General features: G+C 42.3%; 18 protein-coding genes and 1 pseudogene. 1 reads left to right on the forward strand and 18 read right to left on the reverse strand.

Features of this window, described 5'->3' with window-relative positions; genetic code table 11:
- From RCH62_RS05800 to RCH62_RS05850, 11 genes are all read right to left on the reverse strand, one after another.
- A partial coding sequence (locus tag RCH62_RS05800; protein WP_306474831.1) for an rRNA adenine dimethyltransferase family protein occupies positions 1 to 472 on the reverse strand: 472 nt, incomplete at its 3' end.
- 61 nt (positions 473 to 533) lie between these two features.
- Positions 534 to 1,160, reverse strand: coding sequence for a DUF2185 domain-containing protein (locus RCH62_RS05805; RefSeq protein ID WP_125334993.1), 627 nt, complete (start codon positions 1,158 to 1,160; stop codon positions 534 to 536).
- Between the two features lie 20 nt (positions 1,161 to 1,180).
- Entirely contained in the window at positions 1,181 to 1,771 is a 591-nt protein-coding gene (rnmV, locus tag RCH62_RS05810; RefSeq protein ID WP_125334995.1) for a ribonuclease M5, read from the reverse strand.
- Positions 1,737 to 2,507 carry a TatD family hydrolase gene (locus RCH62_RS05815; RefSeq protein WP_125334997.1) on the reverse strand — a complete coding sequence of 257 codons (771 nt, stop codon included), beginning with the start codon at positions 2,505 to 2,507 and terminating at the stop codon, positions 1,737 to 1,739. Before RCH62_RS05815 ends, rnmV begins: the two co-directional genes overlap by 35 nt.
- Before the next feature lie 121 nt (positions 2,508 to 2,628).
- Positions 2,629 to 2,763, reverse strand: coding sequence for a 50S ribosomal protein L34 (gene rpmH, locus RCH62_RS05820; RefSeq protein ID WP_003003086.1), 135 nt, complete (start codon positions 2,761 to 2,763; stop codon positions 2,629 to 2,631).
- Between the two features lie 146 nt (positions 2,764 to 2,909).
- On the reverse strand, positions 2,910 to 3,554 hold the full coding sequence (locus RCH62_RS05825; protein WP_195612491.1) for a ribonuclease P: 645 nt from the start codon (positions 3,552 to 3,554) through the stop codon (positions 2,910 to 2,912).
- Between the two features lie 85 nt (positions 3,555 to 3,639).
- The gene (jag, locus tag RCH62_RS05830) at positions 3,640 to 4,584 is read right to left on the reverse strand and encodes an RNA-binding cell elongation regulator Jag/EloR (RefSeq protein WP_125335001.1); all 945 of its coding nucleotides are present in this window, start codon (positions 4,582 to 4,584) and stop codon (positions 3,640 to 3,642) included.
- A gap of 15 nt (positions 4,585 to 4,599) precedes the next feature.
- The gene (locus RCH62_RS05835; RefSeq protein WP_125335003.1) at positions 4,600 to 5,415 is read right to left on the reverse strand and encodes a YidC/Oxa1 family membrane protein insertase; all 816 of its coding nucleotides are present in this window, start codon (positions 5,413 to 5,415) and stop codon (positions 4,600 to 4,602) included.
- A 4-nt stretch (positions 5,416 to 5,419) separates the two neighbouring features.
- Positions 5,420 to 5,761: a ribonuclease P protein component gene (rnpA, locus tag RCH62_RS05840; RefSeq protein WP_048690882.1), complete on the reverse strand. Its 342-nt coding sequence runs from the start codon at positions 5,759 to 5,761 to the stop codon at positions 5,420 to 5,422.
- 106 nt (positions 5,762 to 5,867) lie between these two features.
- Complete coding sequence (locus RCH62_RS05845) at positions 5,868 to 6,563, reverse strand: CPBP family intramembrane glutamic endopeptidase (RefSeq protein WP_125335005.1); 696 nt, start codon at positions 6,561 to 6,563, stop codon at positions 5,868 to 5,870.
- Between the two features lie 110 nt (positions 6,564 to 6,673).
- Positions 6,674 to 7,591: a TDT family transporter gene (locus tag RCH62_RS05850; protein WP_306474832.1), complete on the reverse strand. Its 918-nt coding sequence runs from the start codon at positions 7,589 to 7,591 to the stop codon at positions 6,674 to 6,676.
- Between the two features lie 181 nt (positions 7,592 to 7,772).
- Here RCH62_RS05850 and RCH62_RS05855 point away from each other — a divergent pair.
- A pseudogene (locus RCH62_RS05855) lies at positions 7,773 to 7,940 on the forward strand (ISL3 family transposase); the annotation flags it as partial.
- A gap of 149 nt (positions 7,941 to 8,089) precedes the next feature.
- On the opposite strand, the gene gltX reads toward RCH62_RS05855, so the two are convergent.
- The 7 genes from gltX to RCH62_RS05890 all read right to left on the reverse strand — a co-directional run bounded on the left by gltX (position 8,090) and on the right by RCH62_RS05890 (position 22,998).
- On the reverse strand, positions 8,090 to 9,550 hold the full coding sequence (gltX, locus tag RCH62_RS05860; protein WP_306474833.1) for a glutamate--tRNA ligase: 1,461 nt from the start codon (positions 9,548 to 9,550) through the stop codon (positions 8,090 to 8,092).
- A 98-nt stretch (positions 9,551 to 9,648) separates the two neighbouring features.
- On the reverse strand, positions 9,649 to 10,431 hold the full coding sequence (locus tag RCH62_RS05865) for an alpha/beta hydrolase family protein (protein ID WP_125335011.1): 783 nt from the start codon (positions 10,429 to 10,431) through the stop codon (positions 9,649 to 9,651).
- Between the two features lie 74 nt (positions 10,432 to 10,505).
- Complete coding sequence (locus RCH62_RS05870; protein WP_048690891.1) at positions 10,506 to 12,167, reverse strand: ribonuclease J; 1,662 nt, start codon at positions 12,165 to 12,167, stop codon at positions 10,506 to 10,508.
- 213 nt (positions 12,168 to 12,380) lie between these two features.
- Positions 12,381 to 12,869 carry a hypothetical protein gene (locus tag RCH62_RS05875; RefSeq protein WP_048690893.1) on the reverse strand — a complete coding sequence of 163 codons (489 nt, stop codon included), beginning with the start codon at positions 12,867 to 12,869 and terminating at the stop codon, positions 12,381 to 12,383.
- A 569-nt stretch (positions 12,870 to 13,438) separates the two neighbouring features.
- Complete coding sequence (locus RCH62_RS05880; protein ID WP_048690895.1) at positions 13,439 to 14,197, reverse strand: ABC transporter ATP-binding protein; 759 nt, start codon at positions 14,195 to 14,197, stop codon at positions 13,439 to 13,441.
- Positions 14,194 to 15,060 (reverse strand): ABC transporter permease, encoded by an 867-nt coding sequence (locus tag RCH62_RS05885; RefSeq protein ID WP_006595484.1) that lies wholly within the window; start codon positions 15,058 to 15,060, stop codon positions 14,194 to 14,196. The genes RCH62_RS05880 and RCH62_RS05885 overlap by 4 nt, the downstream gene beginning before the upstream one ends.
- A gap of 168 nt (positions 15,061 to 15,228) precedes the next feature.
- Positions 15,229 to 22,998: an SspB-related isopeptide-forming adhesin gene (locus RCH62_RS05890; protein ID WP_306474834.1), complete on the reverse strand. Its 7,770-nt coding sequence runs from the start codon at positions 22,996 to 22,998 to the stop codon at positions 15,229 to 15,231.
- Between the last annotated feature and the right edge of the window lie 324 nt (positions 22,999 to 23,322).

Consider the following 23,322-nt stretch of genomic DNA (forward strand, 5'->3'; position numbering starts at 1 on the left):
CTGCCACCTCTTTTTGCATCATGACCACAAATTCTTGGAAAGGAATTTTAGACTCGATCAAGTGCATGAGGATGGGAGTCGTGATGTAATAAGGAAGGTTGGCCACCACCTTGATCGGAAGCTCTGGATTTTTGAACTCTGCGATGTACTGGTTGAGGTCTACCTTGAGGATGTCTTGGTTGACAACCGTGACATTGTCAAAATCCCGCAAGGTATCCGCTAAGATAGGAACCAAGCGGTCATCAATCTCAAAGGCCATCACTTCTGCGGCATTTTCTGCCAAAAACTCAGTGAGAGCTCCAATTCCAGGACCGATTTCGATGACATTGACCTGCTTATCAATCTCAGCCGTATCCACAATCTTTTGAAGGATGTTGGTATCGGTCAAGAAGTTTTGACCGAAGGATTTTTTAAAGGTAAAACCGTGACGCTCTAGCACTGCCTTTGTCACGCTATAATCTGCAATTCTCATTTTTTCTCTTTTCTAATCAGTTTAGGGTGAGACATACTCTCTTTTTTCTCCGCAGGCTAGTCTAACAGTCTTCCACAAAGGCATTCTGCTCCGCTTGGTAGACATAAGCTCCCCCATTCTTATCTAAGACAGTCTCCAGCAAGGGCTCCATTTCCAAGGCATCTTCAAGACTAATAATGGTAATCTTAGATGGATCGTCCAAATCTTCCTGGGACTCATAACCTGTAAAGAACTGCCAACCACTATCTTGTGGATGATGAGGGACATCGTGAAGCGCCCAATTAATCTCACGTCGTAGGAAGCAATCCTTGGTAATCATGGCCCCTTTTTGCGTATCAAGATTCAGAGGAGGAACCATCAGGCTTGCTATATGTTCCTGCGCAAAATGCAGCTCATCTCCAAGCTGGATGGAGGTAATATAAGCGGGTTGATTGGTTAAACGTCCTTTGAACTTCCCATCGCGGATTTCAGTGAGTTCGACCCACATACGCTCTGCTCGACACCCATTCTCCAAGACTGTATCCAGCACAAAGATGAGGCGAACCTGGTCCCCAAGCTTCAATTGGTTGATTTCTTCTTGACTTGGAATCAAAAAATGCCGTGGATTCTTTTGATGTTCTGCGTGAACATTCTCCAAAGAAAAGCCGATCACTTTTTTCTTATCTGTAAACAGGTCGAACAATCCCATCTTCTACCTCTATCTCTTTTTTAATAACTAGCCATCGTTTCTTCAACTTCCGCTAATGTTACCCCAAACAATTCCAAGCGTTTAAGCAGTTGTTTGCCATTGCAGTAGCCGATGCGCAAGGCTTCTCCTAGATATTCCCGTCGTTTGCGACTTTCACTGCCCATCAGCAGTCCGAGTCGCATCAGATCTGATTTGGTAATATCAAAGAAATGCTCATCTTCATAGGAGCCCATCAGTCCAGCAAGGGCTTTTTCTAAGTCTTCAAAGCTGGCATGCTCGACCCCCAAGGAACGGCCCTTGGTTTTTGATTTGGGTACTGCTTCGCCACGATTTAAAAAGGCATGCTTGGCCTGCGGAATTTCTTGCATGATGATCTTACGAATGCGCTCCCCATTGTAATCCGGATCCGTAAAAACTATGACTCCACGCAACTCCTGCAAGGTGGCAATTCGTTCTAGGTCATCTTGATTAATGGCGGATCCACGTGTCTCATAGGTATCCACCTCATAATAGCGTTTCAGATTGGCCGTATCATCCTTGCCTTCAACAACAATCACTTCTGGTATTTTTCTTTTCTCAGTCAAGGCCAAATACCTTTCTCGCATTGTCATAGGTGGCTTGAGCTACTTCTTCTGTTGTCAAGTCACGTAGTGTTGCAATATGATCCACTACATAGCGGGTGTAGGCTGTTTTATTTTCCCGGCCTCGCTTAGGAACTGGTGCCAGATAAGGGGCATCTGTCTCAACCAAGATCTTATCGAGCGGAAGGCCAGTTGCCGCTTCTTGGACATCTGTTGCTTTCTTAAACGTGACCACTCCAGAAAAAGAGATCATCATTCCCAGATCCATGAAGCGCTTAGCTTCCTCTAAGCTTCCTGAGAAAGAATGCATGATCCCACCGCGTGGACCCACTCCTTCACTCTTGATAATGGCATAAGTGTCTTCGAGAGCATCACGCGTATGCACTACAAAAGGCAAGTCCAAATCCTTAGACAGTTGGATCTGACGACGAAAAACCTTTTCTTGAACGTCTTTTGGTGCCGTCATCCAGTGGTAGTCCAGGCCGATTTCTCCTAAGGCGACAACTTTAGGATGTTTCAACTGCTCCACTAGATAAGCCTCTACCTCAGGACTATAGTCGCCCGCCTCAGTGGGATGCCAACCAAGTGTGAGATAAACTTCTGGGTACTGGTCGGCCAAGGCTATTGCTCGTTCGATGGTTGGTTTGTCAAAGCCAACAACATTGTGGGCAAAGACTCCCAGCTCTTTAGCTAGTTCTAATTCCTCTTTTTCTCTCCCTGCAAACTCTTCAACGTTGAGGTGAGTATGGGTATCAAAAATTTGCATATGGATCCTTTTCTACGATTTTTCTCACTCTATTATAACAGAAAGCCTAGCTGAATACACTTTTGGCAAAACAAAAACCAGTAGTCTCGAGTTTCTACTGGTTTTTAGTTTTTTATCTGAATTACGCAGCCAAAACTTTGCGTCCTTTACGACGACGAGCTGCCAATACGCGACGACCGTTTTTGGTTGCCATACGGTGACGGAAACCATGTTTGCGCGCACGACGAAGTTTACTTGGTTGATAAGTACGTTTCACGATGAATACCTCCTCATAGATTTTGTATTCGTTTAGCCGGCTATAATGTGATCAGTTACTAAACATACTTTACTATTCTATCTGATTCACGTCTGTTTGTCAATAGCTATGAAAAATTTGTTGGGGCAGGTTCAATGATACCGCTTTTATTGGGCATCTCCTTCTATCCTTTGACGAGTCGCTTCATAGTAGGGAAGCAAGCTAGCCATTCCTTTTTTTAATTCCTCAAGAATGGCATCTTGACTCTTCGCTTGCGATAGATTGACATCGACTTTTACCAAGACCTTTCGGACCTGGCCAGTTTCCACACCTTTGAGAAGTCTCTGGCGATTGGCTTCTGTCCCTTGGAATCGTTGACTGACACCTTCTATTTGGGCGAAGTAATAGACTGGCGAAAAAACCGGAAGAGTTAAAACGCGGTTCTGCTTTTGTAGACTCTCCTCATCCTTCTTGCGTTCGATAAAACTTACTTCCAGGGACACACCAAAGTCCTTCGCATCACCATAAAGTCGCAAGGCAAACATCGGATCCTGGATCTCTCCCTCTCCTTGGAGATAAGCCCAAAAATGAGGGCGAAGAATTTGAGCTTGATTCATCCACTGACTGGTCCGATCTTGTTTTAAATGCGGAAAGAGCTTCTGAAAATCGCTGACCAAGTGGGTGAATTCCTGCCGAGCTTCTTGCCCTAACTCGCGATACTCTACCATTCGCTCTGCATCCTCACCAGCTTTAGCAGGGGCTAGGTACTTGATTCCCTGACAATTCAAAAAGTCTCTTATCTTACTATACATGCTAGTTTTCCTTTCTCAGACAGAAAAGGAGAGAGCAAGCTTACACCCCTCTCTCCCTTTAGCATCTTCCTTTTTAGACGGCAGATTAACCTTCAATATCAACGACAACGTAACGATTTGGTTCTTCTCCTTCAGAATAGCTGGTGACTCCATCCATTTTCGATACGATGCGGTGGATGATCTTGCGTTCGCTATTAGACATTGGATCTGTATGTTGCGCTCGACCTTCTTCTAGGGCACGACTTGCCAATTTTTGCGCATAGCTTTGAAGGACTTCTGCACGGTGTTCAACATAATCATTAACGTTGATCGCAATGTAGAAATTCTTAGAATACTGATTGTAAAGGTAGTTCTGTGCCAACAATTGAAGGGCCTTGAGAACTTTCCCGTGGTAGCCAATGACACGACCTGGCTCATTGGTATCAATTTGCATATTGATGGTGCGACGGTTGTAGCTGCTTGAGATGCTAGCTTCGACATCCATTTCATCAATAACGGTTTGAACATAGGCAGTGACATCAGAGACAACCTTTTCAATGTCATAGCTTTCTTCTACTTCAATGCCTAAGCCAGCAAAATCAGACGTTTGGCGGGTCTCGGCTTCGTTAAGACTTGAATCGAGAATCTCTCCATGACCCTGTTCTTCAAGAATGGTTTCAGGAGCCTTCTCATGTTTGAGAATCTCAGCCTTCACTTCTTCCGAAACTTCTTGGCCTTCTTCTTCAACTTTTTTAATCGCTGCTACCACGCGCCCCAAATCAACAGTCTCTTCACTGACACTCTTGACAGGTTCGTTTTGAGCATTAATTTCCTCAGGAACTCCCTTAACAGCTTGTTGATTGGCTTTTGTCACTGTAGTTTCTGCAATTGGTTCGATGTCTACCACGGCTGGCTTCTTACCAAAGAGACCGAGGAAACCTTTCTTTTCACGAGAAACGACAGTAATATGTGCTTTCATGCGCGGAATATCTAATTCTTTCAAACCATTTTGAATGGCTTCTTCAACATTGACTCCTTTATATTGGACCATCTGTCAAACTCCTTCTTAGTTTTTCTTTTTCTGTGCTTTGTTAAATGCACGTCGTTTTTGTTTTTCTAGATCTTTGATTGCCTGTTGCTCTGCTTCACGCGCCGCAATAATCTTAAATGGATTGTTCAATAGGTAAGTTTGCCCAACTTGGTAAGCATTGGAAACTACCCAGTAGAGAGCCACCCCGCTGGCTGAGTACATAGCGAAGAAGAAAATCATCACGGGCATTGCATACATCATGGCTGTCATTCCACCATTTTTTTCTGGCATAGCTTTGTTGCTCAACCAGGTACTAAAGAAGGTGAAGACGGCTGCCAAAACTGGCAAAATAAAGGTTGGGTCTGTTGCGCTCAAATCCAACCAAAGAAAATGACCGACTTTTAGGAATTCTACCCGACTCAATGCTTGGAACAAAGCCATCAAGACTGGCATTTGAACAAGCAATGGCAAGAAGGCAGAGGAAGTCTTGACACCTTTTTCTTTGTAGAGGGCCCGCATTTCTTCTGACATGCGAGTGCGGCTTTCCAAATCCTTCCCAGGATACTTGGCCTGGATTTCTTTTACAAGTGGCTGAATCTCCTGCATTTTGCGCGAGGAGGTCATTTGGTATTGGAAAACTGGCAAGAGAATGGTCCGAATCAAGAGAGTGAAGAGGATAATCCCGACTCCGATGTTTCCTCCGATAGAAAGGAAACGAATTACTTCTGCAAAGAAGTAAACGAATTTTTCCCAAACTCCTGATGATTGGGAAGTCACTTCAGACGTTCCACAGGCTGTTAATAATAGGAGGGCCCCTCCGAGTAAGCTAGCTACTTTTAGTTTCTTTTTCACGTAATTACCTTTCCTGACGATAGACTTGCGCTAATTTTAATACATGGACTAGATTTTTTTCGACCTGATCAAAATCCAGTTCTTCAACTCCCTTTCGAGCAATCACAACAAAATCATCTGCTACAAGATGATCCTGGTGCTTCATTAAAACATGACGAATCAAGCGCTTGATTCGGTTGCGTGTCACAGCATTTCCTAGTTTTTTACTCACGGATAAGCCGACACGGAAATGGGGCTGCTCTTGTGGCAAACGGTAGATGACAAATTTTCTATTTGCACAATTCTTGCCGCTTTTAAAAATGGCATTGAAATCTTTTTCTCGCTTGACACGATAGCTTTTTCTCAAACTCCCACTCCCTCTTTTAAATTTATTCTATTATACCATAATTTCAAAAAAAACCAACGACCTTCTGGCTCTTGGTTTAAAGCCTCCTCCAGTACCGTCAAAACGGCTAGGAGAAGAGATGCTGGAGGGTTGATAAGATGATGGGTAAGCTATAAATGAAGTTCAAGCCGATATGAGCAAGGATAGGATAATACAATGAGCCCGTCTTTTCATTCAATAATCCAAAAATAAGGGCGGGGATGGTATAGATCAAAAAACTCAAAAAAGTAAAAGGATGCTGGAGGAATTGAAGTCCACTATAGATAAGGGCTGGGGCCCATACACTCGCGTAGAAGGGCCATTTTTTAAAATAGGCTTGGACAAGCGCTCCACGAAAGATCAGTTCCACGGTCATCGGTCGAATGATGACCACTAATACAAAGAGGATGAGAGATCCTAAGGCTTCCAAGGTCACCGGAAAAGAGTGATAAATAGCTAGACGTCCTTTGGTGAACCCACTAAGAAAGTAGTCTAGCCAGTAGATGGCACAACTGGAGAATATAGTAGCGTAGATAGCGGGAAGGAATTGTTTCTTCTTCGCCCACTGAAAAACCATACGTGGACTGTATTTCTTTACCAATGAAAAAACAAGTATCAAATAACCTGCCTCTAAAAAGAGAAGGGTCCAAAAATAGCTAAGAGCTTGGCCGACTTGGTTGCTGACTAGTTGGGCCAACTCGCGAAATTGTGGCCGAACTAAGATATAGAAGACCAGTAGTAAGAGTGGATAAAAGAGCTTGGCCTTTGTCTTTAAAAATTTCATACATTCCTTTCGAGGGAGACAAAAAATGATTTATTGCATCTTACCATAATCATTCCTAGGATTCAATTAGAAAGTGAACCCAAAAAGGTCGAGACAACCGTCTCTGACCTCTAATTTCTATTGGAATGCTCGTTCTCCCCTTTTATGTAAATCACAAAGCCTACAAGCACGGACACAAGAATGGCTAGACACAGAATGGTTTCTAACCAGACAAGGGGCCTTAACAGAGAACTGTGCAATAGGCCTTGGGCCATTTTTAGGGAAGTAGCTGTGATGACCGTCGGGAAGGTTAAGGCTGAAAAGGCTGGTTGAAAGCCCTCTTTTATCATTCTAGGTAGACGCGTTAAAACGAAGAAATAAAAAGCTTGAGAGAGTCCGACCATGGTGTATAACAGCCAAATAGGTAGACTGGCTCCACCCACACGAACCAGGGCCGCTAACAGAAGAGAAAAGGGGGCACAATAGATGCCTTTCTGCCCTAATAAGTGGCTCGGTAAAGGGGCGGTCTTCAACCCCTGGTAGATCAAGGGGTAAAGAATCAAGGTTAAGACAAAGCCAAATCCGAAAGTCAGATAGGCCAGCCCAACCACTCCTACCACTGGATAGGTCAAGGCAGCAACAGCAATCCCCACATAAAGAACGGTCCAACTAGGGGTGGCATTGGCTCTTGGTTTTGCCAATATATGGGTCTTGGTAAAGTAGAAGATCAAGCCACAATCTAAGAGGAAAGCAGTCCACCAAACTGCCTGGGCGAGTCCTCCAAATGTCGGAAAGAGTCGTAAGAGATAAGTCGATAAAATCATCCCAGCCATGGGGAAGGTCGCCATCCCAGATAGAAGGGCCGGTTCTTGTAGTTCAATCTTGGTTTCTGACCAGTAGATCAGATGGTGACATAAAAAGAAAACCCATAGGATCAAACCCGTCAAACTGAAGAAATGAGCCAGAACTGGGAAGGTATCAGACAGAAGGTTTCCAGCCCCTGCTAAACCTAACAGGCAGCCTGAAAATGCTAAAGGAATCTTTTTCATCTTGATCTCCAATCATTTTATCGCTTTCAGTATACCATAAAATACCAGGAGGGATCATCAAAAAAAAGTAGACACTAAAACTACTTCTTTTTTAAAATGCTTTAATTACTCTAGTATATAAGGAATGATGGAGTTTTTTTGCTGTAAATAAGTCCCATAAATCTCTAAAGACCATTAACACATGGAACTCCCCTACTCAAATGTAAAACTAAAAGCTAACAATAACCTCATCAAAGGCATCAAGCAAAATACTGTTGCTTTCCAGAACATTGACCACTTTAAAACTAGAATTTTCATCGTTTTGAACATCAAAAAGGAGAGAACCAATTCGATCCTCTCCAAGGTGTAACGTTTCCTCACCCATTATAGCTGACAAAATACCCAGAGTCCTTCTCCAATCTCCTTCTGAGATTTTAGAGTAGCAATCTTGACACTTACTTCTTTATAATGCAATCTATAAGCCTCTGTCAACATTCTTAAATAAGAATAAATGTATTCCTATTTTGCAATTTCTTCCAACATTTTTTCAATGTGTTGGATAGATTTCTCGCGACCAAGCAAGTAGATGGTTTCTGGCAATTCTGGTCCGTGCATCTCTCCTGAAACGGCGATACGGATTGGCATGAAGAGGTTTTTCCCTTTGATACCAGTTTCCTTTTGGACTGCTTTGATTTGCGGGAAGATATTTTCTACCACAAACTCATCGTCTGACATGGCTTCAAGTTTTGCCTTAAAGGCCTCAAGTACAGTCGGAACCGTTTCACCAGCCATGACTTCTTGCTCAGCTTCTGTCAATTCTGGGAAGTCTGAGAAGAAAAGGTCTGTCAATGGAACGATTTCATCCACTGACTTCATTTGTGGTTTATAGAGTTCCACCAATTTTTCAGCCTTGTCTGTCAAGCGTCCTGCTGCTTCGAGGAATGGTTTGGCCATTTCAAAGATGGTCGCAAGATCCGCATTCTTGATATACTCATTGCTCATCCAGTCCATTTTCTTCTGGTCGAAGGCTGCTGGAGACTTGCTAAGGCGGTTTTCATCAAAGAGCTTGATGAGTTCTTCGCGAGAAAAGATTTCGTCTTCCCCACCAGGGTTCCAACCAAGAAGAGCGATAAAGTTAAAGACTGCTTCTGGAAGGTACCCTTTCTTCCGGTAATCTTCGATAAATTGAAGAGTGTTAGTGTCCCGTTTAGACAACTTCTTACCAGTTTCAGAGTTGATGATCAAGGTCATGTGACCGAACTCTGGAGCTTCCCATCCAAGAGCCTCATAAACCATGAGCTGTTTTGGTGTATTGGCAATGTGGTCATCTCCACGGATGACGTGAGAAATTTGCATGTCATGGTCATCGATCACAACGGCGAAGTTGTAAGTTGGGTAACCATCTTTCTTTTGGATAACCCAGTCACCACCGATATTACCACCTTCAAACTCAATATCGCCTTTGACCATATCATGCCATTTGTAAATACCAGACTCATTAACTGCTAAACGAACCGTAGGGATGATTCCCGCTGCTTCGCGTTCTGCGATATAAGCAGCTTTTTCTTCTTCGCTCATACCAAGGTATTCGTTGATGTAGCGAGGTGTTTCACCAGCTGCTTCCTGGCGTTCACGCTCTGCTGCCAACTCTTCTTCTGTCACATAAGACTTGTAGGCTTTTCCTTCAGCCAAGAGTTGGTCAATATATTTTTGATAGAGTTCCAAACGTTCAGACTGGCGGTAGTTCTCATGCGTCTCTGGACTTTCATCCCAGTCCATACCCAACCAACGAAGGTTTTCCAGCTGGGAACGTTCGCCGTCTTCGACGTGGCGCTTACGGTCCGTATCTTCGATACGGATGATAAAGTTTCCACCATGGTGGCGCGCATACAAGTAGTTAAACAATGCTGTACGAGCATTTCCGATGTGTAGTAGTCCGGTTGGACTTGGTGCATAACGCACACGAATATCTTTAGTCACGTATGTTTCTCCTAATTGTTCATTGATTCTGGGCTTCTCTTCTAACTGGCCCAGGCACTTTTCACTCTATTATAGCATATCTCTGCATGAGTAGCTTCCTAATCGAGTCGTTCTTCTAGTTCAAAATCAATTGGCAGGGTTGCTAAGAAATGCTCCAACTCCCGCTCCCAATAAAACCATTCATGTTTTCCTGGTCCATGGCTGTAGGTGATATCAAAACCGAGGTCCTTCAGATGATCAACAGCTGTATTGTTGGCCTCATACAGAGCATCCTGCTCGCCACACCACGCCCATAAGACCGTCTTTTTATCTGAGTACTTCTCCGCAATGCTCTCCAAGGAGTAAGGACTCGTCGTCCAATCTTCTAGCTCTCCAAAGACCCCTTGCCAGTAAGCTGCACTTCCAAGATCGGTGTCTGCCAGTTGACGCCCCTCAAAGCTAAGAGCACCAGAAAAGCTAGCAGCATGCGAGAAGCGATTGGTTTGAAGGGCCAGTTTGAAAGATCCATAGCCCCCCATCGATAGACCAGCGATAAAGGTTTTCTCCCGCTTCTTGGTCATATTGGGGAAGAAGCGTGCCAAGGTCTTAGGCAATTCCTCTGCGATGGCTGTGTAGTAAGGATAACCATACTGGGTATCCGTATACCAACCATTATTGGTATTAGGCAAGACAACAATCAGATTGGTCGACCGTAGGATCCGTTCCACATTGGTCCGTTTCAACCAAGAGTACTGATTGCCATTCATCCCATGAAGGAGATAGAGGACCGGGATATCTTGATCATCCGGATTTTTTACCCGAGATCCATCTGGGTAGAGGACGTTGATCCCCCACTCCATTGCGAGCGCTTCTGAATAGTATTCAATCTGCATTACTGCCATCTATCTTTCCTCACTATTTCTTCTTTTCCTTGACAAGAAAAAGCCGACGATCGACTTTTCCTCTTATCTTAATCCTAGCGTACTTCCATGACGACTGGCAAGATAGCTGGTCGACGTTTGGTCTGGTCAAAGAGGTACTTGGCCAAACTATCACGAACAGCACCCTTGAGCTCGCCCCAATCGAAGCTGTCCTGGGCTAAGTATTCTTCCACACTTTGGTTGACAATCTCAGCACTTTCTCGCAAGATATCGCGGCTCTTCTTCACATAGATAAAGCCACGAGTGTGAACTTTTGCCTTCGAGATAATGCGTTTTTCACGACGGTTAACCGTAATAGCTACAATAAAGATACCATCTTCTGAAAGGACTTTCCGGTCACGGAGGACGACATTTCCAACATCCCCAATGGCATTCCCATCGATGAGGACATCTCCAGCAGAGACGCTACCTGCAGGAACGAAGTCACCATTGTCATATTCCATGATGGTGCCTTTTTTCGGAATGAAGATATTTTCAGGCAAAATCCCCACTTCCATCGCAAGCCGTGCATGGGCATCCAATTCGCGGTATTCCCCTTGGATTGGGAAGAGATAGTTGGGACGAAGAAGGTTGATCATCAATTGAAGATCACGCGCATTTCCGTGTCCTGATACACGCAAGCTTTGAGTAATCGCTTTAACGACCCCGCCTGCTTGATAGACCATGTTTTCTACACGTGCCATAACCGCTTCTTTAGCGATAGACGGAGTTGTTACGATATAGACCAAGTCGCCATCCTTGATTTCAACATAGCGGTGACGGCCAATGGACATTTTACGGAGGCCATTGATCGGTTCACCCATCCGCCCCGTTTCAAGAATAATCAATTCATGATCCTCAAAACGAGACATTTCTTTTGGCTTGATTAATATTTTTTCGTTGGCCAAAGAAAGTTTATTTAAACGAATCCCTGTCCGGACAATATTTTCTACGTCAAATCCAGTCAAGACAACCCGGCGTCCTGTCTCTGCAGCTGCGTCAAAGACTTGCTGGATCCGTGATAGGTTACTTGCAACAGCGGCTACAATGATACGGCCATCCCAGTCAGCAATCGTATCTAGGATTTCATCCCCAACCTCTTGCTCACTAGCCACTTGAATCTTACTATCGGCATTGGCAGAGTCACTCAAGAGAGCGAGGACGCCTTCTTGTCCAATCTCTGCCAAACGAGCAAAGTCAGTCGCATAAAACTCACTCGCTGTCTGGTCAAACTTGAAGTCTCCTGTATAGACGATACTTCCTTCAGAAGTCTTGATGACAATTCCTAAACTTTCTGGAATAGAGTGGGTTGTCTGGAAGAAGGAAACAACGGTTCCTCCAAAATCAATCTCTGAGTTGGCATCGATTACATGGAAATCATTGAACTTCTTGACACTGTCATTGCTCTTGACAAAGAGTTTGGCCAACTCGATGGTCAACTCTGACCCAAATACGGGAACTTTAGCCTCCGCTAAAAGATAGGGAAGGGCTCCAATGGCATCCGCATGCCCGTGCGTTAAAAAGACTCCTGCGATACGATCGCTATTCTCAAAGAGGTAGTCCATGTTGGGAATAACGACATCGACCCCTAGTTGCTCATTTTCTGGATACTTGAGACCAGCATCCAAAACAAAAATAGAGCCATTTACTTCAGCTATGTAGAGGTTTTTCCCGTTTTCACGGACTCCACCTAAAGTAATCAACTTAATGTTACTCATGTTTTCTCCTTTATGTGATGGTTCATACTTACGGTCCTTGGCTCACCAAGTCGAATTACAGTTTTGCAATTTTCTTGCATATCTAGAACATTATACTATTTTTTCACGATTTTTTCAAAAGTCAGACCAAACAAAAGCCCTCCATCATCTGATGGAGGAACCCTTATCAAAACCCAAGACGACAGCATAGAATGTCAGCTTGCTAAAGAGACGCTAGTCCGTATGATAGTCATTTTTCTTATTCTCAATCACCCGTATCGCCGCCTTGATCACATGAAATTCATTTAACAGTTCTTCTAGGTGGTGGTAATTCCGATCGCTGAGAGCCCCTTTCTTGAGGGTTTGGGACAAGCTATAAAACCGATCAACATGCTCTTCAATATTGGCCAGTAACTCTTTCGCCTCTTTCAAACGGTAGCGATTCAGAAGCTTGCTTTGGCTATGTTTATAGGCGAGCACATTCTCACGATGAATATCTTGACAGACTTCCTTCTGCTCTTCATCCACCGTCAAATTGACCGCTTGGAAGCAAGTAATAAATTCTCGCTTCTTCAGATCACACACAAAGACGACACCGTCCTCTGCTACATAGGCTTCCGTATCGGGCCGTTGATCAAAACTGCTATCAAAATGATGAAGCGAGGGCACATGTTGATTGACCCAGCGTTTCAACTGCTCTTTATCGACCCCAAATCGTTCCATTGCTCTTTCTTTAAAGTGATCTCGACAGCTATATTCATGTGCGTATGGCAATCCCACTGACCTCACCTCAACTTTCTAGCATGACAGACAAAAAGACCTCCAGTCTTACGGGACTAGAGGTCTGGTCTGCTTCACTGACAAGAGGCGATTAACCATTTAGGCTAACGAAAACAACAGTTATGATTTTCATTTCTTTTCATGGTACGTTTTCACATACCAGTGGTTTTCTTTGCAATTTCTCTTTCAGTTTTGTTACAAAGCACTCAGTTGAGCATACCGAAGTTCGAAAACCATCTAAAGCTTCCACTACTATTTCCACGTATTTCAATGTCATTTAGTAAGTTAAGCAGACTTACTTGACGGCTCAACCGATTTAACATTTCCGGCGTTAAGGCTCTTTTCATAAAGAGCACGAACAAGTGTCAGCGAAGACAGACCTAAAACGAAGTAACCTAATGTATGAATCTATAAGGCATTGGTATCAACCCCTTCTCCCTTATCTTCACCTATAGTATACTCCTTTAATATTGGTATTGCAAGCGATTACACGCTGAAACTAGTTTCTAAATTTACTCAAAGAAACGGTAGTAATCAGACAGGTCCATCTTAGCCTTTTCCTCTTGGTTCAAGTCCTGGATAATCTTTCCATCCTTCATGACAATCAAGCGATTCCCGTACTTGAGCGCATCTTCCATATGGTGGGTAATCATCAAGGCAGTCAGTCGATCCGTTTTGACAAATCGATCCGTCAGCTCCATCAAGGCCTGACTCGTCTTGGGATCGAGAGCAGCTGTATGCTCATCCAAGAGCAAGAGTTCAGGACGCTTCAGGGTAGCCATCAACAGGCTCAGAGCTTGACGTTGTCCACCAGATAAGAATTCTACCGCCGTATCGACATGCTTCTCTAAACCATTGCCAATCTGGCTCAAAACCTCTTTAAACTCGTCTTTGTACTGGGCAAGGCGACGAGGAACCAAGCCCCGCTTTTCTCCTCGAAATTTTGCAATCAGGAGATTCTCGGCCACTGTCATACGAGGAGCCGTCCCCATCTTTGGATCTTGGAAGACCCGGGATAGGTATTTGGCCCGTTTTTCCGGACCATAGTGCGTCACGTCCTCTCCCTTGATCAAGACTTGACCACTGGTCAGAGGCAGAGTTCCAGCCAGGGTGTTGAAAAGGGTTGACTTACCAGCACCATTGCCCCCAAGAATGGTGATAAAGTCATGCTCATGAATCTCCAAAGAGACATTATCCAAAATGACTTTTTCTTCATTCAAGCCATTGTTCACCACGATGGTGGCATTTTTTAATTCTACAATTGCGGTCATTTGCTGAGTTTGACTCCTTTCAGCAGTTTCTCTTTAAAGGTTGGAATCATGAGACAGATCGCCAAGATGATAGCGCTAAAGATGCGAATGTAGCTGGTATTGACACCGATGGCAATCACAGCCCAAATTAAGAATTGATAAATGATTGATCCAATAACGATACTGAGCAAACGTTCTGCTAAGGTTAGTTTTGAGAAAAGGACCTCTCCGATAATCAAGCTAGCCAAACCAACAACGATGACCCCGATCCCTCGAGAAGCATCTGCATAGCCTTCTTGCTGGGCCATCAAGGCACCTGACAAGGCGATAATCCCATTAGAAACTACTAGCCCCATCAACTCCATCCGGCTGGTATGGATCCCAAAGCTTTTAGCCATCTCAGGATTGTCCCCCGTCGCAATATAGGCTTGCCCCAATTTAGTATCTAAAAAGAAGAGCATGGCAGCAATCACCAGAGTTACAAAGATGATCCCGATGATAATCTCGTTTACGCCACTGGCGATAGGAATCATATCTTGGATTTTTGAGTAGCCAAGCAAACCCAGGTTGGCCCGTTGCATCACAAAGAGAATGACTGAGTTACAGGAAGTCATCACCAAAATCCCCGATAACAGAGTCGGAATCTTTCCTTTGGTATAAAGAAGACCTGTAGCCAATCCAGCCAAGCACCCCGCACCAATGGCCGCCAGGGTGGCTAATAAAGGGTGAACCCCTTTGGTAATCAGAGTTACCGCAACGGCTCCTCCTAATGGAAAGGAACCCTCTGTGGTCATATCTGGGAAATCCAAGATACGGAAGGTCATAAAGATCCCTAGCCCCAAAATAGCCCAGATCAAGCCTTGTGAAATAATCGAAATAAGCATATCTTTGTCCTAACTATTGTAAATATCCTCTATTGTATCATATTGCGAGACGTGATTTCAATGCTTTCAAGAAATAACAAAAAGGCCCCACTCCTTAGAGCGAGGCCTTATTGTGAAAAACTAAAGCATTTACGATCCTAGTGTGAATCGTTAGTGTCTACCACTTGTTTAGTCTTCGTTTTTCTTGCGTCTTGCAAGACCAGCCAGTCCAACCAAACCAAGAGCAGCGCCTAACAATGCAGCAGAAGCTGATTGTTCTTCACCTGTAGCAGGAAGTTGTGGTGTTACTGGTGGTGTTGGTGGTGTCACCGGTGGTGTTGGTGGTGTTACCGGCGGTGTTGGCGGTGTTACCGGTGGTGTTGGTGGTGTCACCGGTGGTGTTGGTGGTGTTACTGGTGGTTTCGGTGGAATTACCTTGTTGTTGAACTCAGTATCTTCCGGTAATTGAGAAGTTGCTGTTAAGACTTTGCCTTCTTTAGTAACAGTTACTGTTACTGTAGCTACCATCTTATCGTATTCAACTCCTGCTTCAGTACCTTTAACCTCTTCCACTGTGTAAGTGTGAGTTCCTTCTTCTCCACGTTTGAACTCTAATGCAGAGAACTTGATGTTTCCTGATGCATCGTTCTTAACTGTTTCAATAACTTTTCCATCTTTATCTTTAAGTACGAAGCTAAATTCACCTTCTTTTAGCTCACGTCCTTCAAGTTTCTTAGTGAAGTTAAATTCAACTTTAGTTGGGATGTTAACGACACGTTTTTCTGTTGGTTTTTCTGGTTTTTCAACAGATTTCTTAGTTGGATCGTATTGGTGAACAGTTTGTGAAGCAGTGTTTTCGATATCTACACCATCTTTAGCTGTTGCTTTGATAGTTGCAGGGATCTCAAACTTGTAGTAACGTCCGAATGCAAATTTAGCAGTGTCGATTACTGGGGTGTTTTCTACATCTCCAAGTGACTTAGTCAAGTCTGTCTTAGAAGTTGCAGTGATCACACCATTTTCAACCTTGATATCAAATTTAGCTGTCACATCTTCTCCTGTTACAGAGTCGTATGCTTTAATATCTGCTACGTTGACGTCTAAGTTTTCGCTGTCATATTTATCTGTTACACCTACAGATTGAATATTGTGAGCTTCAGTGAACTTAGTTGTATCCAACCATACTTGGTAGTATACTTTGTCACCCTTCTTAAGTGTCTTCGTATTGATATTTTGAGCTTCATTATTATCAGCTTTATCAGCGTAAGGATTTTCGTTTGTATCCGCAACCTTATCTGCCAACTCTTTATCATCATCAAGGAGTGACTTACCAGTAAGGTCGAATTTCTCAGCGTTCAGGATGTATTTCTCTGGATTGAACTCTGGAGTTTCTGGTGGAGTTACCTTGTTGTTAAACTCTTTATCTACTGGTTCTGTTACGTCAGTAATGAGAGCTTTCGCTGTTCCGTCATGTTTAACTTCCACAGTTACTGTTGCCTTCATCGTATCGTATGCTACAGTTCCATCAGTACCCTTCACTTCTTCAACTGTGTAAGTATGAGTTCCTTCTTGGCCCTTCTTGAATTCAAGAGCTGAGAACTTAACGTTACCAGATGCATCATTGCTTACAGTTTCAACAACTTCACCTGCTGCATTCTTAAGAACGAAACTGAATTCGTTAGCTTTAAGTTCACGACCTTCCAACTTCTTAGTAAAGTTAAATTCAATTGAAACCGGTACGTTGTTGACACGTTTTTCAGTTGGTTTACTTGGTTTTTCAACTGTCTTAGAAGTTGGGTTGTAGTAGTTGACTACTTGAGCCGCAGTGTTTTCGATATCTACTCCACCTGCAACATCTGCTTTAACAGTCGCTGGGATATCAAACTTGTAGTAACGTCCAAATTCAAATTTAGTTGTATCGATGATTTGAGTGTTGTCCGCATCGCCAAGTGACTTAGTGAAGCCAGCTTTAAGAGTTGCAGTGATCACTCCACCTTCAACTGTGATATCGAATTTAGCTGTTACGTCTGCTCCTGTTACAGAGTCGTAAGCCTTGATAGCTGAAGCATCTACATCAACTTTCGTTTCATCAAAGTCATCAGTGATTCCTACAGTTTGAACGTTATCTTTGTTAGCTACGTCAAATTTAGTTGTATCCAACCATACTTGATAGTAAAGTTTTTGACCACGTTTAACAGTCTTGGTATTGATGTTTTGAGCTTCGTTGTTGTTAGCTTGATCTACATATGGATTTGTATTTGTTTCTCCATATTTATCAGTCAACTCAGCATCATCATCAAGAAGCTTGTTATCAGTGATTGAGAATTTCTCTTCATTCAAGACATATTTCTCTGGTTGGAACTTAGGTTCTTCTGGTGGAGTTACACGGTTGTTGAACTCTTTATCCGCAATTTCGCCAACAGTAGCTACAAGAACTTTAGCTGTTCCGTCGTGTGATACTGTAACTGTTACATTCGCTTTCATTGTATCGTATGTAACGGTTGCGTCTGTTCCAGCTACTTCTTCCACTGTGTAGTTATGTACGCCAGCTTGTTCTTTCTTGAATTCGATAGCCGAGAACTTAACGTTTCCATCTTTATCGTTGCTTACAGTTTCAACAACTTTACCTGTTGAATCTTTAAGAACGAAGCTGAATTCGTTTGCTCTCAATTCACGACCTTCCAAGCGTTTCGTGAAGTTGAATTCTACTTGTACTGGTACGCTGTTCACACGTTTTTCAGTTGGTTTGCTTGGTTTTTCAACTTTCTTAGTGGTTGGGTTGTAGTAGTTCACTACTTGAGCTGCAGTATTTTCGATGTCTACACCAGCTGCCACATCTGCTTTAACTTTTGTTGGAATGTCAAACTTGTAGTAACGTCCAAATGCGAATTTAGTTGTGTCGATAACTTGAGTGTTGTCCGCATCGCCAAGTGACTTCGTGAAGCCAGCTTTAAGAGTTGCAGTAATGACTCCGTTATTAACTGTAATATCAAATTTAGCTGTTACATCGTCGCCAGTTACTGAATCGTAGGCTTTGATCTTAGTAGAATCAAGTTCCAACTTAGTTTCATCGTAGTCATCTGAAATTCCTACTGATTGGATGTTTTCTTTGTTAGTTTCAGAGAATTTAGTTGTATCCAACCATACTTGGTAAACCAACTTGTCGCCACGTTTAACAGTCTTCGTATTCAAGTTTTGAGCTTCGTTGTTTGATGCATCGTCCGCATATGGGTTCACATTGGTATCTGCGACCTTATCTGCCAACTCTTTATCATCATCAACGAGCTTGTCGCCTGTGATATCGAATTTCTCTTCAGAAACAACGTATTTCTCTGGTTGGAACTTAGGTTCTTCTGGTGGAGTTACACGGTTGTTGAACTCTTTATCAGCGATGTCTCCAAGTTTAGCTACTAAAGCTTTAGCTGTACCATTGTGTGAAACTGTGATTGTTACAGTTGCTTTCATTGTGTCGTAGGTCACAGTAGCATCAGTTCCTGCAACCTCTTCAACAGTGTAGTTGTGTACGCCTTCTTGGCCCTTCTTGAATGTAAGAGCTGAGAACTTCACATTACCATCTTTGTCGTTGGTTACAGATTCAACTTCTTTACCAGTTGAATCTTTCAATACGAAGCTGAATTCGTTCGCTTTCAATTCACGTCCTTCTAGACGTTTCGTGAAGTTAAATTCAACTGAGATTGGTACAGAGTTTACACGTTTCTCAGTTGGTTTGCTTGGTTTTTCAACTTTCTTGCTTACTGGATTGTAGTAGTTCACTACTTGAGCCGCAGTGTTTTCGATGTCTACTCCACCTGCAACGTCTGCTTTAACAGTTGCTGGGATATCAAATTTGTAGTAACGTTCAAATGCAAATTTTGTTGTGTCAATGATTTGAGTATTTTCTGCATCACCCAATGACTTCGTGAAGCCAGCTTTAAGGGTTGCAGTCATCACACCATTTTCAACCTTGATGTCGAACTTGTCTGTTACATCGTCACCAGTTACTGAGTCGTATGCTTTGATTGTTGAAGCATCTACATCAACTTTTGTTTCATCGAAGTCATCAGTGATTCCTACTGATTGAACGTTTTCTTTGTTAGTTGATGAGAATTTAGTTGTATCCAACCATACTTGGTAGTAGATCTTATCTCCGCGGTTAACAGTTTTGGTATTGATGTTTTCTGCTTCGTTGTTTGAAGTTCCATCTACATATGGGTTTGTATTTGTTTCACCATATTTATCAGTCAACTCAGCATCATCATCAAGAAGTTTGTTATCAGTGATTGAGTATTTCGCTTCATTCAACACATACTTCTCTGGTTGGAACTTAGGTTCTGTTGGAGGAGTTACTGTATTGTTGAACTCTTTGTCAGCTGGTTCAGTTACGTTAGCAACCAATGCTTTCGCTGTTCCATCGTGTGATACTGTTACAGTTACTTCTGCTTTCATAGTATCATATGTTACAGTTGTGTCTGTTCCTGCTACCTCTTCAACAGTATATTTGTGAGCTCCTTCTTCACCTTTTTTGAATTTAAGTGCTGAGAACTTAACGTTTCCTTCCGCATCATTCTTAACCGTTTGAATTTCTTTGCCAGTTGAATCTTTCAGTACGAAGCTAAATTCGTTCGCTTTAAGCTCACGACCTTCCAAACGTTTCGTGAAGTTGAATTCTACAGTGATTGGCACACTGTTCACACGTTTTTGAGTTGGTTTTTCTGGAGTTTCTACAGATTTGCTTACTGGGTTGTAAACGTGAACAATCTGATTGGCTTTGTTTTCGATGTCTACTCCACCTGCAACGTCTGCTTTAACAGTTGCTGGAATATCAAATTTGTAGTAACGTCCAAATGCAAATTTAGTTGTGTCGATAACTTGAGTATTTTCTGCATCACCTAAAGATTTGTTCATAGAAGCTTTAGATGTAGCTGTAATGACTCCGTTAGCTACTGTAATATCAAATTTAGATGTTACATCTTCACCAGTTACGCTGTCATAAGCCTTGATGTCAGTAGCGTTAACAGTCAATTTATTTGCTTCGTATGTATCAGAGATACCTACAGATTGGATGTTGTTCTTGTCAGTGAAATTCTTAGTGTCCAACCATACTTGGTAAACTAATTTATCACCGCGTTCAACAGTTTTCGTATTGATGTTTTCTGCTTCATTGTTGTTTGTATCATCAACATATGGGTTAGCATTTGTTTCTGTATACTCATCTGTCAACTCATGATCATCGTCAACGAGTTTTGAACCAGTAATATCAAATTTTTCTTTGTTAAGGACGAATTTTTCTGGTTGGAATACAGGCGTTTCTGGAGGAGTGATCTTGTTGTTGAACTCTTTATCCTCAGTTCCATCAGTAGCGTTACCATTAGCATCTACCCCACCAGTAGAAACTACGTTAGTTACTGTTGTTAATGTGTGACCATTTTTAGCAACTTCTACAGTAATAGTAGCTTTCATAGTATCGTATACCATTCCAGCTTCTTTCGCTGCAGGGATCACTTCTTCTACAGTATAAGTGTGAATACCCACTTTAGAGTTGTCGAATGATAATTCTGTAAATGTTACAGTTCCGTCTGCTTTGTTGGTCACAGTTTCAACTTCTTGTCCGTTTGCATCTTTAAGAACGAATTTGAATTCTCCGTCTTTCAGTTCACGTCCAGCTAATTTCTTAGTGAAGTCGAATTTAGTTTTAACTGGTGCTACAACATAGTTGTTGAAGACCTTATCATCAGCACTTGATTTGAATCCACCTTCAGCACTGTATTTAACTGCAGCTTGTAATTCACCTTGAGTGTTTTCAGTTACAGTAACTGTCATAGTAACAGTCATTGCATCGTAATCAACGTTTGCATCTGAACCTGGAGTCTCAGTGATTGTGTAAGTGTAAGTTCCCGCTTTGTTAAATGTTAATTTGCTGAATGTAGCTTTACCGTCTGCTTTGTTAGTTACAGTTTCTTCATAAGCTTGGATCGATTTATTTGGTTGAACTTCTTTTAGTTTGAATGTAAACTCACCATTTGCTAATACACGTCCTTCCAATTGTTTTTCAACTTCTGGAGTGACTTCAACTGGCTCTTGTTTGACATAGTAGTAAACCGGTTGTTTATGTGGCGTCAAAGTGTTAAGCAAGTCAACGTTTGTACCGATACCACCAACTCCACGTTCTAATTGTGCGTTAGCTGAACCGTGTCCAATTCCATCTCCTAAGAATGGTACGAATACAGTTTTCTTAGGTGTATATCCTGCTGAACTTTGGAAATCGAATGCAACTTCTTTACCATTTGGATATTGAGTTTGCGCTCCTGTTTTTGGATCTGTTACAGTATGTGCAATCGTATTAAGAGGTGATTTTTTAACAACTAGTTCTTGCGTATTAGCTTCACCTGGTTTAATTGGTTTAGTTTCAGCAATCAACATGTAGCCATCAGTACTTAATGAACCATCAGAACGTTTACTTTGTTGTTTTGGATCAAGAAGATAAACACGAATAACTACTGAACCATCTTCTCCAACAACTTCTTTAATCCGTTTAATACCATAACGGTCTGCATCCATAAATTTCGTCCCAACAGTATAAGGACGACTGACATAACCAGATTTATCGTTTGCATCAGCTGTTTGATACAATTTATATCCATCAAATTGACGTTCACCAGATGCTGTGAAGCTTTGACCTTCCATAGCTTTAGTAGCATATCTAGCTAAATCTACTTCATTACCATTTTCTTTGTAATCTTGAACAGTTTTATCTGTTTTATTTGCATTGAATGTAGGATTGTTTTTATCAACTACTTTATAGTAAGTTGTTTTATTAATTGCCTCTGGTATTTTAGCGTTTGAATCAGTAATTGTACGGCCATTGTATGCTGGTTCAACAACGTTTAGAATATCTGTTGTTGTACGAGCGTTATAAACCGCAGTATGAAGTGCTTGCTCTGCAGGTGTCAATTGGTGTCCAGCAGCCACTAAATCTGTTATACTCTTTCCAACTTCATACCCATTTTGAATGAATGGTTGAATTGTTTTACCTTTTTCTTGAGCAAGTCCAGCTTTATAATCTACTTGGAAGGTTAATTCACTATTAGACGCAGCTGTGGTAGTAGTGAATTTTTGAACGCCACTTGATGAAGTTACCGTTCTTGTTTCTACCACATTCCCAGTCGTTTTATCGATTAATTCAACAGTTGTATCTGTAGATTCATCAAATCTCTTATAAGCACGAGCATAGTATTTTGTACCATAACGTTCATTGAATCTAGTAAGATCCCAAATAGCGTATGTATAGTAATCGCCTTCTTTAGCAGAGTAACCAGCTGGTACAGGTTGAGAGCTTACAGTTGCACCGTTAGCATCTTTAATTTCTGGAGTTACTTTTTCCCCATCTTTTAAGTAAGTGCTTACTGCTACTGGGTTAGAGTTGTGGTCTCCAGATACAGCTTCGTTAGTAGTAGCACGACGACTACGTACTTTTGGTTTGTTTGACTCATCTGTTGCTGGTTTAGCTTCAGCAGCTGGTTTAGCTTCTTCAGCTTTTTCTTCTTTATTAGCTTCTCCTTCAGCAACTACTGGTTTAGCAGTTTCTTCAGCAGCTGGTTTTGCTTCTTCAGTTACCGCTGGTTTTGCTTCTTCAGCTTTTGCTGGTGTAGCTGCTGGAGTCTCAGTTGATGCTGGTGTAGCTTCAGCGGCTTTTTCTTCAGCAACTGGAGCGCTCTTAGGGGCCTCTGCTCCATCAGCGTTGGTGTTTTCAGGGGCCACTTCTTTAGCCGACTGAGATCCTTCAGCTTGGGGACTTGATACTGTAACCACTTCACTTGGTTGAGAAGCAGAAACAGCTTCATCCGCAGCTACTGACGGCGCTCCGACAGCAAAAAGTGCTGTCCCTAGTAACACAGAACAAACACCAATGCTATATTTTCTTAAAGAAAAGCGCTGGCGCCTATTAAACAATTCCTTCATTTGTTGTATCTCCTTTTTCATATTATTTTTTTCTTTGATACACATTGAATAGTAACAAAGAAGCAGTGTTTCGTCAACAAATTATAGAATTTTGGCTATTTTGACTATTTATTTTACATAATTTTAGTCATATTGCAATTATTTTCACAAAATTGTCACTTTATTTCCCACTTGGTACGATTTTTTACTATCTTCGAATATGGTGGATTTCCTTTTATTGATGATGGAGCTTTCGACTATCAAGATAAGGCATTTCGCCCAAAAGAAAAAAAAGAGGCTGGGACAAAAGTCCTAGCCTCTCAATTGTCTTTGGATTATCGAGCA

Origin of the sequence: Streptococcus sp. (assembly GCF_030825805.1) — a bacterium.
Lineage (GTDB): Bacteria > Bacillota > Bacilli > Lactobacillales > Streptococcaceae > Streptococcus.

Coding starts and splice junctions, on each gene's coding strand:
- RCH62_RS05870 (WP_048690891.1), bottom strand. CDS start 12,167: ATGAGTAACATTAAGTTGATTACTTTAGGTGGAGTCCGTGAAAACGGG.
- RCH62_RS05815 (WP_125334997.1), bottom strand. CDS start 2,507: ATGCAAATTTTTGATACCCATACTCACCTCAACGTTGAAGAGTTTGCA.
- RCH62_RS05825 (WP_195612491.1), bottom strand. CDS start 3,554: ATGTATAGTAAGATAAGAGACTTTTTGAATTGTCAGGGAATCAAGTAC.
- jag (WP_125335001.1), bottom strand. CDS start 4,584: ATGGTCCAATATAAAGGAGTCAATGTTGAAGAAGCCATTCAAAATGGT.
- RCH62_RS05890 (WP_306474834.1), bottom strand. CDS start 22,998: ATGAAGGAATTGTTTAATAGGCGCCAGCGCTTTTCTTTAAGAAAATAT.
- RCH62_RS05845 (WP_125335005.1), bottom strand. CDS start 6,563: ATGAAATTTTTAAAGACAAAGGCCAAGCTCTTTTATCCACTCTTACTA.
- RCH62_RS05850 (WP_306474832.1), bottom strand. CDS start 7,591: ATGAAAAAGATTCCTTTAGCATTTTCAGGCTGCCTGTTAGGTTTAGCA.
- RCH62_RS05885 (WP_006595484.1), bottom strand. CDS start 15,060: ATGCTTATTTCGATTATTTCACAAGGCTTGATCTGGGCTATTTTGGGG.
- RCH62_RS05805 (WP_125334993.1), bottom strand. CDS start 1,160: ATGGGATTGTTCGACCTGTTTACAGATAAGAAAAAAGTGATCGGCTTT.
- RCH62_RS05880 (WP_048690895.1), bottom strand. CDS start 14,197: ATGACCGCAATTGTAGAATTAAAAAATGCCACCATCGTGGTGAACAAT.
- rnmV (WP_125334995.1), bottom strand. CDS start 1,771: ATGACAATGCGAGAAAGGTATTTGGCCTTGACTGAGAAAAGAAAAATA.
- RCH62_RS05875 (WP_048690893.1), bottom strand. CDS start 12,869: ATGGAACGATTTGGGGTCGATAAAGAGCAGTTGAAACGCTGGGTCAAT.
- RCH62_RS05865 (WP_125335011.1), bottom strand. CDS start 10,431: ATGGCAGTAATGCAGATTGAATACTATTCAGAAGCGCTCGCAATGGAG.